The sequence below is a fragment of the Synechococcus sp. R6-5 genome (assembly GCF_047461775.1).
Taxonomy (GTDB): domain Bacteria; phylum Cyanobacteriota; class Cyanobacteriia; order Thermostichales; family Thermostichaceae; genus Thermostichus.
The window spans coordinates 1-13,458 of sequence record NZ_JANSHV010000064.1; the positions used below are offsets into that span (position 1 = coordinate 1).

A 13,458-nucleotide genomic window follows, 5' to 3' on the forward strand; every position below is an offset into this window, starting at 1 on the left:
AGCTTATTATTGACTAGAGTCATGCTCCGCGCGCAGCTTGGACATTTGCAGCGGTCACCTCAAACTCCTCTGGGGCAACTTCTCCATTCCTCACTCTTCTGGGCCAAAGGGGGAGCACCCTAAGGCTGCAAGATCATCGACCAGGAGCCGCTCTCCCCATCCCAAAACGGGGCCAGAGACTCTCCCACCACATTGGGCCCCCAATAGCGGCGGGTTCCATCCAGGGCGAAAGCCACCACAATGTCTCCGGGGCCGATTTGCAGCGGTTCCTCTCCCAAGCTCAGCAGCAATCCCTCGCTCCCCCCCTCTCCAGGGGCAAAGTCCCAGTGGGCCGTTTCCGGATTGATCATCCGTTCGCCGCTGCGCATCAAGATCACCAGCCGAACCGGATGGGGCGTGCGATTGCCGACACGAAAGGGTCCTGTGCGGGCGGAGGTGGGGGCAGCCTGGGGGGATAAGACAGGCTCTGAGGGCAGAACAGGGATAACATTCCCCTCAACAGAATCTTCCAAGGCTTCCAGCATCGGTTTCTCCAGAGTTTGTGCTCTCAATCCCTGCACAAGAACCCCTACCCCAACCAAAGCGACAGACAACACTAGGGATCCCTTGCCCCTCAAAGCTCTGTTCAGCAATGGGCCGCCGGCGAAAAAAGAGGCAACAGCCTGAGCGAATGAGCAGATCAAGACGCACATCGAGACCACTGCAAGCCAAAGTGATACGTGTCGAGTTAGACAAAAGGCATCAACTGCTGCCCTACCCCTGATAGACCAGCCATACGCGTACAGAGTTCCATCAGAGGGTAACGCCCCCACCGTGCAGAACACGATCGTTCAGCTACGTTAACACGTCCATTCCTCTATTCCCTGTGCTTTGGAGGAACAAGGAATAAGGGATCCCCCACTCCAGACCAGGCTAAGCAAGTTTGGATCCCTTTTAGGGATTCACAGCCCGACGCTGCCACCCTTTGGAAGTGCGCTCGTACACCGTCCGCAATTGGGGATAGATCTGATCCCCCTTAAGCTGCAAGTGATCCACCTCTGTTGGCTCCAGCAGTAAAGCCACAAAGGTCTGCGGAGGCAGCGGATCTTTCTCTTTCGGCAACTCTTGAATAAAAGCCTCTGGCGGGGCGAGCGGCCCTTTGGGTTCCGGCCAAAACCAGAGGAGCCGTCCTTTTTCCGATATCTGTTGCCACAACTGCTGCCGCTGGCGCTGAGCTTGGGGATCCGGATGATCGGCGGCGATGGCCTCAAGGGTGCCGGCAATGCGGAATTGCTCGCGGGTTTTGCAGAAATACCAGCAGATCTGGGCTTGGGGGCAGTGGGCAATTTGTCGGATCTTCTCGCTGCGACTATCCACCGCCAATTGAATGCGGTCGGTATCGCCCAAAAACCCCCGGAAAACGACCGTGCGGTTGCGCGGATGCCCCTGGGGATCCACCGTGGCCAATTGCAAATACCGCACACCGGGATCGCTACGGTTCCGGTGCAGTGCCGCCTGAATCAGCGCCCGCCAAGAGGGATCCGCAGTAGAATTGCCCTTCGGGTCTTTCATCCGTTTTTCGCAAGGTGCAAGCAAGCCAGGATTGGGGCTCTCTCTCCCTTAGCTAGGGGGTGGAGAAGCCTCAGATTGGGAGTCTCTGGAGAGCCCTGGTGAAGACTCCACACCGCTGATGCGACCAGAGCTGGGATCTGGCTCGGTTGGGCTAATGGGATGAAAGTGGTGCTCTACCCAGCCCTCCGGCGGCCCCTCAAACCGCTCCGGCACCGGCTGCTTTACCTGTAATCCCCGCAGCATCGCGTTGAGATAAGCACTATCCCAGGTAAAGAGGCGGCTTTCGCGGATTTTGTGCCACACCGAACGCGACATCAGCAACGTCCGCTCTACATCCTGGGCTCCCAGCTTCAGCAAGAACTCCTCCCGTTCCGGCTGGTAATCGGTGGAGGCCAAGGCCAGAGATTGCGGCGGATGAGCCTGAGTAAGCTGGGCCATCTTGGCCATGAGTTCGGGGTAAAGCCAAGTGTAGGCAGGGTGAACCGTAAGCTTGGCCACATGAGGTTGCTGCCCGGTGCGATCCAACCTCAAGTTGAAGTAGCCGATGGCGGTTTTGCGTTCGGGCTCGTAAACACACACTTCCACCCGCTCCGTCTGGCTAATGGCGCATTTGGCCTGCTCCAAAAGCCAATCCAGTGGGCTAGTGCGAAAATCGTTCACCTCACGGTCGTACACCTGGCGCACAGTGGCCGGCATGGATCCCGTATCCAGTTGGTAGATGGCATAGGCATCCCGGTTGGTCACCGGCACCAGGTTGGGCAATTTGGGCTCGTGCTGGCTGAGAGCTGCCAGAATATCGGCTGGAATCGACCAGTAGGTGATCTGAGCCAAGGGTTGGAAGCCGTTGCGCCGGTAGAGCGCCATTGCCCCCTTGTTGTGGATGTTCACCTCCAGGATCCAGGTGCGAGCTTCCCGAAAGTGCTCCATGCAGTGCTTGAGCAGCCGGGATCCCACCCCCTGTCGCTGGGCAGAGGGCGCCACTGCGATATGATCGACCCGCCAGGTGCTGCGGGAATGGTTGAAGGGGGAAACCTGAATCACCCCCTGAATCTTGCCCTTCAGCTCCGCCACATGCACTGTAAACATGTGCTGGAAGCGATTGGGAAACAGGGTCAGGGTTTTCAGGGGCCCATACCACTGGCGCAACCGCCGCACTTGGCGACGAATATCCACCGAGCGGCTGCTGTACTCTTCATCAAAGGCTTGCGCCAAAATCTCTTCCACAGCCTCCAGATCCCCCAGTTGGGCGGGGCGAATGATCAGTTCAGGGGCACCAATGGGGGCTTCGGCATCCGGGTCGGGTCTTGCTGTGGTGTTGTCCATGCCAATCGCAGGCGGGAGAATATTCAAAGCATAGCTCAGGCTCTCTTGCTTTTTCTAACCGGGAGGATCGTTCTGCAACAAAGCTTGAAAGCCTACAAATCGGCTTTCCCGTTATCGAGAAAGGCTTGGCCGCCAAGAAGGGCGTGAACTCAGCCTCCCGGTAGCTGCCCAACAGTGACGAACGGGAGAGCTGGCCCCCTACCCCGCAGAGAGCAATGCCGGGTCGCTCACGCCCCAGTGTCCAGCAAGGTCAAGTTGCTGAAGGTGAAGCGCTTCTCCACAGGGCCGGTTTCCGTCTCCGTCTGGATACGCCGCTCCGAGAGGATGTAATACTTGCCCACTTTTGTGTACAGATCCTCGAATTGGCTGCGCCCGCCTTTTTGCTCGCCCGTTTGGGGATCGTGATAGACGGAATCGTAGCGGTGGGAAAGATAGCCTTCGCCGGTATCGTGGCTGCTGAAGGTGTGGATGGTAACCACCACTCCGTGGATATGCCGGTGCACCATAGTAACCTGGTTATCGCGCACGTGGTAGCGATCCCCTTCTGCTTTGCCCCCCACCAGGATCTCCACTGTGCCATCGGGCAGGGTTTGGCCATAGCGGAAGGTATTGTTCCCATGGGTCTCGTCGAAGCTGCGGCGCACCCGGTGAATGGCAATCTCCCAGAGTTGGTTGTGAATGGCTTTTCGAGCTTCCTCATCCTCTACGCCGGTAACAGTGGCCTTTAGGTCTGCTCCCACTCGCACCTGCCCAACGAATGTGCGCTCCCCATCCCAATAGGTGACCTCGGCGCTGTAGCCCGGGAAAGCGGGATCCCAGGTGTAGCGGTTTTCATAGGCGGCCCGAAACAACTCTTGGGCAGAGACTTGAGTGGCAATCATCGGCTGTCTCCTTCCTGTTTTCCTTGCAAGCACTTCCCCTGAGCATCCATCATACCGCCCCCTGCTGTTGGGCTGCCCCCCAGTTGCCTTCGCTGAGAACCTGCATCTGGTGAACTGGCCTAGCCGCTCCCCTGTCCGCTGCTGCAGGATAGAAGCACAGCCATGGGAACTTCTTCCTCACACCCAATTTGGCTTGCGAGTTTAGCCGCTGCTGTGATCCCCAGAGTATTCTCTGAGAAGGGTTCGCCTATTTTTTGTGGGTGAGGAGGGAGATTGAAAGGTTTTGACAATCGCGTCAGCGGGGCGGATCCCCTAGAGCCTGGCCTGACGCCGCCCCAGACCGGCATGGCAACCGCGCCAGAGATGATGGGGCCAGTGCTGAAAATCATTGGCAAGCAGACCCTGAGTGGCCACATCCCTATTGGCGGGGCAAAAAACTCTGCCTTGGCGCTGATGGCCGGGGCCATCTTGGCTCCTGAGGCCTGTCGAATTCACAACGTGCCGCGTCTGCTGGACATTGAACGCATGGGGCAGATCCTGGCCACGCTGGGAGTTAAGGTTTCCCATGTTGGCAATACCCTGGACCTGGATGCCAGCTCCCTCAAAACCTCTCAAGCCCCTTATGAATTGGTCAGCCAGTTGCGGGCCAGCTTTTTCATCATAGGGCCTCTGTTGGCGCGGCTGGGGGTGGCCAGAGTTCCCTTGCCCGGCGGCTGTGCGATCGGGTCTCGTCCTGTGGATCTGCATGTGCGGGGTCTGCAAGCCTTGGGGGCAACGGTCCAAATCGAGCATGGGGTGGTTCATGCCTATGCCCGTAAATTGTTGGGAACCCGAATTTACCTGGACTATCCCAGCGTCGGTGCCACCGAGACCTTGATGATGGCCGCTACGCTGGCGGATGGAGAAACGGTGATCGAGAACGCCGCCCAAGAGCCGGAGGTGGCGGATCTAGCCCGTTTTTGTCAAGCCATGGGGGCCCGCATTCGCGGTGTCGGCACTAATACGGTTGTGGTGGTAGGGGTGCCCCGCTTGCATGGAACAGAGTACACGGTCATTCCCGACCGCATCGAGGCCAGCACCTATCTCATTGCCGGGGCCATTACCCGCTCTCACCTCACGGTTGGCCCTGTCATTCCCGATCATCTGCGGGCGGTGATCGCCAAGTTGCAAGCCATGGGTCTGCGGGTGGAAGAAGAGGGCCCAAACCGGTTGCGCATTGCCCCGGCTCAACTGAGCTCAGGCTGGCTCTGTCAGGCAACTGATATTCAAACGCTGCCCTATCCCGGTTTCCCCACCGATGTGCAGGCGCCGATCATGGCCTTGGCCGCCTTGAGCGAGGGCAGTTGCACCATTGAGGAGACGGTGTTTGAAAACCGCATGCACCACATTCCCGAGCTCAACCGCATGGGAGCCGATATTCGCCTGAAGAACCGAGTGGCCCTGATCCGAGGGGTGCCGTCCCTTTCCGGCGCTCCGGTGGTGGCTACCGACCTGCGGGCGGGTGCGGCCCTGGTGTTGGCCGGTCTGGCAGCTGAAGGCTGCTCCACAATCCACGGATTGCACTACATCGACCGTGGCTATGAAGCCATTGACGAAAAGCTGCGCAGTGTCGGGGCCAAGGTGTACCGCAGTGAAAGCCCGACAGGGATCCCGCAATTGGGGAAATGAGCTGTTTCACTGCTGTCTGAAATTTGAAGAGGAAAGAACTGCTCCTCTCCCTGCTTATCGTCTGGCCCCAATGCTCGGTGACCGCTTGCCAGGTGAGCTTTCCAGCCGTTTCGCAAGTATCGAGTTGTCTGGTGACTCAACGCAGTCAGGTTGAGTATCGTAGGTCAGAGGTGGTGGGGAGGTAAAGCATGGGGATCCTGACAAGCAGCCAACGACGCTGGACAAGATGGGCTGCCGGTGTGCTGGCAGCAGGAGCGGCTCTGGGTGGGGCCGTCTGGGGCTTCTACACCTCATCCTGGGCAGAAACCGCGGAGGTGGCCTCTGCACCAGAAGACAGGGATCCGACGCAACTGCCCCAAACTTCCACAACGGCCTTTCTGCGGGCCTACGCAGCGCTGCAAGCCGGCCAAGCGCAATCTGCCTTGAAGGATTTGCAAGGGCTGGAAGAGAGCCTGCCGGTTCTGAGGGAAGAGATTTGGAAGCTCAGGGCCCAAGCCTATGAACAGTTGCAGGACAAGGAAACAGCCCAAGGGATCTGGTGGCCCCAGATTTTGCAGGAATATCCCCACAGTCCTGTGGCCGCCTACGCCCTCTGGGGGATGGGCCAGGTGGATCGGCTGCGGCAGCAATTTCCCACCCACCCGCTGACTGGACGTGCCCTCAAGCATTTGCTAGAGCTGAACCCCGACCGCTATGACCTGCTGCGGGATTTGGCCCAACATCACCCGCAAACCCCTGGGCTAACGCCGTTGCTGGATCGCTGGCGGCAGGCTCAGGAGGGATCCCTCACGGCTTCCGACTGGCAGATCCTCGCCGATGCCTACTGGGAGCAACGGGAGTACGGCAAAGCTGCCCGGGCCTATGGACGTGCCCCCGCCACCTCTCAGAACCTCTACCGCTGGGGTCGCAGCCACCAGATCTCGCGGGAGTTTCCTCAGGCCAGAGCGGCTTACCAAGCGCTGCTGGCACAGTTCCCCGATGGGCCAGAGGCTTCCCTCACCCGTCGCCGTTTGGCGGAACTGAGCGACCTGCCGACGGCGATCGACTTGCTTCGACAGGTGGGAGCCGGCTCAGATAAAGAAGCTCCAGAGGCGTTGCTTAGCCTCAGCCAGCTTTACGATCGCAACGCCAGCCCCCAATCGGCCCAGGCTACTCGGCAAGCCCTTTGGGATCGCTTTCCAGCCAGCGAAGCTGCAGCCAATGCCGCCTGGACAGTGGCCTGGAGCCAAGCACAAGCAGGCAATCTCAGCCAAGCCATCGCCCTGGCCCAACAGATCGGATCTGCTCAGCGGGATACAGAAATGGGGGCACAACTGCTCTACTGGGCGGGCAAATGGCGGGAACAGCAGGGGGATGTGGCTGCAGCTCGGCAGACCTATCGGCAGGTACTGCGTCAGTTTCCCCACACCTACTACGGCTGGCGGTCGGCAGTGCAACTGGGCTGGCCGGTGGGGGATTTCTACAGCGGGCGCAAAAGGGTTGAGGTGGATTTTCAGCCGGTGCGCCAACCGTTGCCAGGGGTCTCTGCAGTTACGCAAACCCTGCATTTGATGGGAGCCAGCCAACTGGCCTGGGAACGCTGGCAGGGCGAAACTCCCGTGCAGCGGGATCCCGGCCAGATGAGCGTTGCCGAGCGCTTTGTTACGGGCATTTTGCGCAACAGCGCCGGAGAGCACCTGCGGGGCATTAACCAGGTGGCTGCTTTGCGCTTTAGCGAAGAGCCGGATCCCTTGCTGGAGACGTTGAGGCAGCGCCAAGATTTCTGGCAGGCCATCTATCCGCTGCACTACTATGCGGGCCCCGACAATTCCTGGAGCGGGGATCCCTACGCCCAACCCGGCTTGGCCCACTGGTCACGGCAATTTAACCTCAATCCCTTGATGGTGGCGGCTTTGATCCGGCAGGAATCCCGCTTTGAGCCGGAGATCGTCTCGGCCTCGGGGGCTTTGGGCTTGATGCAGGTGATGCCCGCCACCGGGCGCTGGATTGCCCAGCAGATCGGCCTGGCCCAGTACAGCCTCACCAACCCCGCCGACAATCTCTACCTGGGATCCTGGTACTTCGACTACACCCACCGCACTTACCAAGACAACACCTTGCTGGCCCTGGCCAGCTACAACGGTGGCCCCGGCAACGTGGCCAGATGGCTGAACCGCTTTGGCTTCGGGGATCCGGACGTGTTTGTGGAGCAGATCCCCTTCCCCGAAACCCGGGGCTATGTGAAGTCCGTGTTTGGCAACTACTGGAACTACTGGCAGCTCTACACCCAGGAGGGGCGCACTCTGGTCAGCCAGCGACTGCATAACCCCTCGTCTTCTTCATGACTTCCGGTTTTGTCGCGGGAGTGCTGCCGTAGAGGGAGTGGGCTTTTTTCCCACAGTATTCTGGGAGAGTTACAGTTATTCCAAGATTTGGCAGTCAAGATTTGACAGTGCCGTTCGCGCTGACAGGACGGGGTTCTATGGTCTCTGGGTTTGAACAACAGGAGGGCGTTTGCGTTAGCGGTGCGGAGCACTATCAGGGGGCGGCAGAAAAGCAAGCTGCCCGGCAGGAGCTGGCTGTGGATTTTATTCGCCATGGCATAGCCGAGGAACCCCGGCCAGAAGTCGAGGATGCCTTTCGGGCCCTTACAGACGAAGGTCGCAAGCGTTGCCGCAAGGTTGCCCGCCAGCTCAAGAACATGGGCTGGAGGTGGGATTTCCTGCTCACCAGTCCCTTGGTGAGGGCTCGACAGACCGCTGAGATCTTTTTGGACGAGAACCTGGCCGAAGCTGTGGAGGTGTTTGAGCCGCTGGCTCCGGGGGGCAGTTTTGCTGACCTGGTGCGCTGGCAAGCAGAGCGGGAACCTCTGGCGTCTTTGGCTCTGGTCGGTCACCAGCCGGATCTGAGCCTGTGGGTGCAAACGGCCATTGGGCTGAACCCGGCCCATGCCGACGCGATCACCCTCAAAAAAGCGGGCCTAGCCCAAGTGCGCTTTGCCGAAGGCCGGATTGACTACCGCCAGGGATCCCTGACTTTGTTGCTCTCCCCCAAGGTGGTGCTGCGCTGAGAAGAAGCTGGCTCATCATGATAAACGCCCAACGAGTCGGCCAGAGGTTGTGCCCCTAGGTTCAGCGCCGAGAGGAGGTCAGCCGCTCTCCCAGCAATTGCACACAATAGGCCGCCAGCCCCAACCCCACCATGGCAAACATGAAGGCAATCAGGGAAACGGAACCGACCAGCAGGTAGCGCACCAGAATGCTGATTCCGCGGGCCAACGATCCAATCTCCACCTCAATTGGCGGCAACTTGGCCAACATCGAGAGCAGCAGTTGAAAGAACCCGTAGCCCAAACTGACGGCGATGGCGGCCCCCAAGAGGGCACTGAAAGGATGGGGGGATCCCTGTGGAGAAGAAGACATGAGGCAGCACCGGAAAACTCACCTTTATTCTAGGCTGCAGGTAGAATATGGGAGTTTCTTTCCGGCAGGCCTGGGGAGTATGGAGAGCGGATCCCATTACGAAGTTTTGGGCGTTTCCGTGGCGGCGACGGCGGAGGAGATCAAGTCCGCCTACCGTCGTTTGGTCAAGTATCACCATCCCGATAGCCTGCTGGCCAAAAAAGATCGGGCCACCGCTGAGCGCATCCGCCAGATCAACGCTGCCTACGCGGTGCTCAAAGATCCGCAATCTCGCCGCGACTACGACCGGCAATTGCACTCCAGCCGCACCTCACCCTGCCCTCAGCCGAGGGGATCCCCCCGTGAAACCGTCAGCCACGAAGCCATCGCCCGTGCAGCCTGGATCCGACAGGTCTACACCCCTCTAAACCGAGTGTTGGGGCCCTTGTTGTCTTCCCTAAAGCCTCAGTTGAATGCTTTGGCGGCGGATCCCTTTGATCCCGACCTGTTGGAGTCCTTCGCCACCTATTTGGAAGAGTGTAGCCAGAAACTGGCCCAAGCTCAGCAGATCTTTCGGCGCCTTCCCAATCCCAGCAGCTTGGGGGGAGTGGCCTCTCGCCTCTACTACGCCCTCAACCACCTAGAGGACGCTCTAGAGGAGCTGCAGTATTTCCCCCTGAACTTCGACGACCGCCATCTGCACACCGGACAAGAGCTGTTTCGCCGGGCAGGGGGGCTGCGCCTGGAAGCTATGGAAGCTTACGCCAAGAGTTCACCCTAAGCCAGAGCGGGATCCCCCTCTGGGCAGAGAGGGGCGAGGATCATAGGGGATAGGGATGTACTGCACGGAAGGGCGGCCCATGGTGGCCTGTGGGTACAAGTCCATCAGGGCATAGATTTGGGGTGGCAACTCAGTAGAAATGGGCAGGCCCAACCTTTGGGCTTCTTCGGCAGTGATCGGGTAGTCGTGGGTAACTTGTCCACTGGTTAGGTACTGGATGAGGGGCTCGATGCGTTCGGGGGCAATTTTGCGCTTGGGCACATCGTCCTTCAGGAGATCCCGCACGAAGTTCTGTACCTGTTGCATCGCTTTGCGGGCCAGATCTGCCAGGATCAAGGTTTGGTCATCGATTTCGGCAATGGGTTTATCCGCCACCACCTGCAGAATACTGGCGGCAGCATACCCCCCCAACTGTGGATCCACCGGCCCCAGGACTGCATTGGCATCCATGACGATTTCGTCGGCGGCCAGGGCCAGCATCGTCCCCCCCGACATGGCGTAGTGGGGCACAAACACTGTCACTTTGGCCGGATGGCGGATCAAGGCGCGGGCAATTTGCTCCGTAGCCAGCACCAGGCCACCGGGGGTATGCAAAATCAAATCAATCGGGGTATTGGGTGGAGTGAGGCGAATCGCCCGCAATACCTGCTCGGAGTCCTCGATGCTGATGTAGCGGGAAACCGGGATCCCCAAAAAACTGATCGACTCCTGGCGGTGAATGAGCAGAATCACCCGGCTGCCCCGCTTTTGCTCCAACTCCCGAATGGCCATCAAGCGCCGGAACTCTTGGGCACGACGGTTCAGCAGAGGTTGCAAAGAGCTGAAGATCAGAAAAATCCAGAACAGGCTGCCCCAGTCCACTTTCACACCTCAAGTGGGATCCCTTTGACTCCAGCATAGGGGATCCAAAATCTTCGGCGATCCCTGAGCCTCATGAGTTGGGTTCAGACGCCGCAAAAAAGCGATCCAAAGCCTGCAGCAAATCCGGTACGGAAGCTTGGTCAATCCAGGATCGAATATAAGCCTGCTGCTCCGCCAAGTTTTCAATGCGGCCCAACTTTTGCATGGCCAAGTAGCGGGTTTCTGCCGCGGCGCGATTGGTTTGCAAGTCCAGCCGCTGCTCCGGGGTCAGCGGATACTCCGTTTGGGCCAGCAGGTAATCCGCCACCATCATGAACAGCAGAGGCCCCGCCAATTCCACCTGAGGCTCGGCTTCTGGCTCAGAATCGGCAGCAGCGAGATCTTGGAGATCTTGAAAAAGATCCTGACCCAGTTGCAGCAGCTCCTCTGCTGAAGCCGCCCGCAGCACCGTCTCGGCAGTGGCCCGGAGCGGCTCTGGGGAAACCCTGTGGTGAGTGGCCAATTCCGCCAGGGCCTGTTCCCATTGATCCCGTTGGGCTTGCACCACAGCCCGCTCTTCTGGAGAAAAGTCCAACCGCTCCAGCACCACCTGCAGAGCCACAGCCCCCACCAACAGGGGGGGGAAGCGCAGCACTGTAGAGGCGGATCCCGCCTGCTCCAAAAAGGCTTCCAAATCCGGGCCAGATCCCCTGTCCAGCAAGTCCTGCAAGTAGGCCAGCACCTCTTGGGGCGAGGTCAACCTGAGGATCCCTCGCACCTGTGCCCGCAAGTCTGCGGGGATCCCAAGGAGCTGCACCTGGACTTCGGCCCGCGCCTGCGCTTCTGCAATCAACTCCGGCAAATCTGCCGTTGCCCGACCGGCCTGCAACAAAACCTGGCTAGAGTCCTGCAACAGGCTGGCCGCTTCCACAAACAGCAGCACCTGCGGGACTTGCAGCGTTGGCCAAACCATGCTAGCCAAGCTGTGGATCCGCAGGGGATCCCTCCGATTCTGGATTGGCTGGCGCAGCGGGGTGAGCTGAAGTGGGCTTGTGCCAGTGCAGACCGATCAGAGCATCGTACAAAAAGCCCCAAAACTCTCCCTTCTCCCAGATCCCCAGCGTTTGCTGGCAGTTGCGCGCGTCCAGCTCAGGTTTGGCTGCCCAGTAGGCTGCTTGGTATTTGTACCAGGGAACAGAAGGCCAGAGATGGTGGATCAGGTGATAGTTTTGCCCCAACAGCAGAATGTTGGTCAGCCATCCGGGATAGACGCGGGCATTGTACCACCGCTCTTGGGATTGAAAAGGGCGATGGGGCAGGTAGTCAAAAAACAAGCCCAGCAAGAACCCCATGATAAAGGCAGGGGGTAGCCAATAGTTCATGATGTAGTCGGTGTAGCCGAAGTAGCTGGCCAGACCAAAGGTCAGGATAACCACCAGCCGACTCAAGCCCCACTCCAGCAGATCCCAGCGACCTTTCCGCCAGAGCTGCCGCTTAAAGAAAAACACCTCATGGTAGAAAAACCGCGGCGCGATCAGCCACAGCGGCCCTCCCGTTGAGACATAGTGATCGGGATCGTCTTCAGGATGGTTGACGTGGGCGTGGTGCTGCATGTGTACCCGCTTAAAGACGGGATAGACAAAACCCTGCAACAGGGCAGAGCCGTGTCCGAGTGCCTCGTTCAGAAAGCGGTTGCGGTGGGCCGAGCCATGGGAAGCATCGTGAATCACCGTGCCCAGAACATAGAGGGCCACAAAATTGAGCCAGAACACCATCCATTTGGGCCAGTGCCAAAAGGCGTACCCGCCAAAGCAAGAGGCCGAAAGCACCACCGCAGCCAAAAACATCAGCAAGGTGGGATTCCAAAATTCTGAGGGTGGCCCCAACAGCTCACGAGGCAATGCGAAAGGTTTTTGGGCTGGTTCAGCAGTAGCAGCAACAGTCATCGGCAGCCATCCTTAGGTGCGCACAGTGCAGACAGAGAGGATGGGTCGAGGCAGCGCGTCCCAGTCATCACACCGAAAAGAGATCGAAGAGATAAGTTTGTTAACTTTCGTTAGTATACGGCAGAGACCTGCCCAGCTTCTCAGCCCAAGCCTTATTTTCCTCACAACCCCAGCCATGGGGGCACCTTCCTCTCCTGGCCAAGGATTCCTGAAGGATCCCGGCAACGGCAAACTGCCCCTGAAGCCAGAGAAAAGCCGTAGTGTGAGGTTTTGTTGCAATTCATGTGCAGATTGCGAGGGGATCCCAGCAGGAGGGGTAATCTAAGGGTCGGTTAACCTGAGCTGAGGATGGAAACCATGATGCCTGTTGTTGCGCTGTTGGCTCTGACCGCTCAAACCAGCCCCTGGTCCCCCCTGAACGCCGTGATCATTCTGCTCTGCACAGGGCTGGCTTACTTGAGCTTCAAATCCTCCTCTGGAGTGGCCTCAGAGACCGGGCCGGTACTGGGAATGACCTGGCCAGAAGTCATCGGGGTTGCCAGCTTTGGCCATTTGTTGGGAGTGGGGGTCGTTTTGGGCCTCTCTAACATTGGCGTTCTCTAGGTCGCCACTTCCTTTACATTTCTTGAACTTAGTCCGGATCCCTGCTGGATGATGTTAAGCTCTATTTTAATTCTGAAAGAAGCAGTTTCTTCAGCCGCATTTTCCCCTGAGGTTTGTTGCTATGTCAGCGATGGTGCTCCTGGCCAGTTTGCCGGAAGGCTATGAATTGTTTGACCCGCTGATCGACATTTTGCCGATCATCCCTGTTCTGTTTTTCCTGCTGGCTTTTGTCTGGCAAGCGGCAGTGGGCTTTAAGTAAAGCCATTGCTTTTACTGAGGTCGCAAAGGTCTCAAAGGCCTGGGTGGTCTGGAGAAAACTCAAGCAAACCTAAAGGGCTTCCCCCAGCTTATCTCCCAAGTTGGGGGCTCTTTGCTTTGCCCATTTATGGTCATTTCGATTCAAACTAGGACACTGCACCCACGCCTAAAACGTTAAATGCACCGTGCCAGAAGGCCTTTCAAGGACTCCGTCCCGCTAGCGCGAA

Annotated in this window: 14 protein-coding genes; 6 read left to right on the forward strand and 8 right to left on the reverse strand. The window is 58.7% G+C overall.

Features of this window, described 5'->3' with window-relative positions; translation table 11 throughout:
- Positions 1–119: 119 nt before the first annotated feature.
- The 4 genes from NW818_RS03855 to NW818_RS03870 form a co-directional block, all read right to left on the reverse strand.
- Entirely contained in the window at positions 120–524 is a 405-nt protein-coding gene (locus NW818_RS03855; protein WP_414423876.1) for a hypothetical protein, read from the reverse strand.
- A 409-nt stretch (positions 525–933) separates the two neighbouring features.
- The gene (locus tag NW818_RS03860; protein WP_414423877.1) at positions 934–1,551 is read right to left on the reverse strand and encodes an Npun_F5749 family FMN-dependent PPOX-type flavoprotein; all 618 of its coding nucleotides are present in this window, start codon (positions 1,549–1,551) and stop codon (positions 934–936) included.
- A gap of 48 nt (positions 1,552–1,599) precedes the next feature.
- Positions 1,600–2,901, reverse strand: a complete 1,302-nt coding sequence (locus tag NW818_RS03865) for a GNAT family N-acetyltransferase (protein ID WP_414423878.1) — start codon at positions 2,899–2,901, stop codon at positions 1,600–1,602.
- Between the two features lie 200 nt (positions 2,902–3,101).
- Positions 3,102–3,755 (reverse strand): DUF3386 domain-containing protein, encoded by a 654-nt coding sequence (locus tag NW818_RS03870; protein WP_011431766.1) that lies wholly within the window; start codon positions 3,753–3,755, stop codon positions 3,102–3,104.
- Between the two features lie 345 nt (positions 3,756–4,100).
- On the opposite strand from NW818_RS03870, the gene murA reads away from it, so the two are divergent.
- The 3 genes from murA (at position 4,101) to sixA (ending at position 8,472) form a co-directional block, all read left to right on the forward strand.
- A complete protein-coding gene (murA, locus tag NW818_RS03875) occupies positions 4,101–5,423 on the forward strand; it encodes a UDP-N-acetylglucosamine 1-carboxyvinyltransferase (protein WP_202943714.1) in 1,323 nt (440 codons plus the stop codon).
- Positions 5,424–5,611: 188 nt separating this feature from the next.
- The gene (locus tag NW818_RS03880) at positions 5,612–7,747 is read left to right on the forward strand and encodes a transglycosylase SLT domain-containing protein (RefSeq protein WP_414423879.1); all 2,136 of its coding nucleotides are present in this window, start codon (positions 5,612–5,614) and stop codon (positions 7,745–7,747) included.
- 137 nt (positions 7,748–7,884) lie between these two features.
- A complete protein-coding gene (sixA, locus tag NW818_RS03885; protein ID WP_414423880.1) occupies positions 7,885–8,472 on the forward strand; it encodes a phosphohistidine phosphatase SixA in 588 nt (195 codons plus the stop codon).
- 61 nt (positions 8,473–8,533) lie between these two features.
- On the opposite strand, the gene NW818_RS03890 is transcribed toward sixA, so the two are convergent.
- Positions 8,534–8,824: a DUF3082 domain-containing protein gene (locus NW818_RS03890; protein WP_414423881.1), complete on the reverse strand. Its 291-nt coding sequence runs from the start codon at positions 8,822–8,824 to the stop codon at positions 8,534–8,536.
- Positions 8,825–8,903: 79 nt separating this feature from the next.
- Here NW818_RS03890 and NW818_RS03895 point away from each other — a divergent pair, with 79 nt between their 5' ends.
- Positions 8,904–9,584 carry a J domain-containing protein gene (locus NW818_RS03895; RefSeq protein WP_414423882.1) on the forward strand — a complete coding sequence of 227 codons (681 nt, stop codon included), beginning with the start codon at positions 8,904–8,906 and terminating at the stop codon, positions 9,582–9,584.
- On the opposite strand, the gene NW818_RS03900 is transcribed toward NW818_RS03895, so the two are convergent.
- From NW818_RS03900 to NW818_RS03910, 3 genes are all read right to left on the reverse strand, one after another.
- Positions 9,576–10,451: an SDH family Clp fold serine proteinase gene (locus NW818_RS03900; protein WP_414406598.1), complete on the reverse strand. Its 876-nt coding sequence runs from the start codon at positions 10,449–10,451 to the stop codon at positions 9,576–9,578. The two genes, NW818_RS03895 and NW818_RS03900, sit on opposite strands and share 9 nt — an antisense overlap.
- 64 nt (positions 10,452–10,515) lie before the next feature.
- Complete coding sequence (locus NW818_RS03905) at positions 10,516–11,397, reverse strand: hypothetical protein (protein ID WP_414342655.1); 882 nt, start codon at positions 11,395–11,397, stop codon at positions 10,516–10,518.
- 1 nt (position 11,398) lies between these two features.
- On the reverse strand, positions 11,399–12,370 hold the full coding sequence (locus NW818_RS03910; RefSeq protein ID WP_011431774.1) for a fatty acid desaturase: 972 nt from the start codon (positions 12,368–12,370) through the stop codon (positions 11,399–11,401).
- 357 nt (positions 12,371–12,727) lie between these two features.
- Here NW818_RS03910 and psaK point away from each other — a divergent pair, with 357 nt between their 5' ends.
- Both psaK and NW818_RS03920 read left to right on the forward strand, forming a co-directional pair.
- Positions 12,728–12,973 carry a photosystem I reaction center subunit PsaK gene (gene psaK / locus NW818_RS03915; protein ID WP_011431775.1) on the forward strand — a complete coding sequence of 82 codons (246 nt, stop codon included), beginning with the start codon at positions 12,728–12,730 and terminating at the stop codon, positions 12,971–12,973.
- A 121-nt stretch (positions 12,974–13,094) separates the two neighbouring features.
- Positions 13,095–13,232: a photosystem II reaction center protein K gene (locus NW818_RS03920; protein ID WP_414332566.1), complete on the forward strand. Its 138-nt coding sequence runs from the start codon at positions 13,095–13,097 to the stop codon at positions 13,230–13,232.
- The last annotated feature ends 226 nt before the right edge of the window (positions 13,233–13,458 follow it).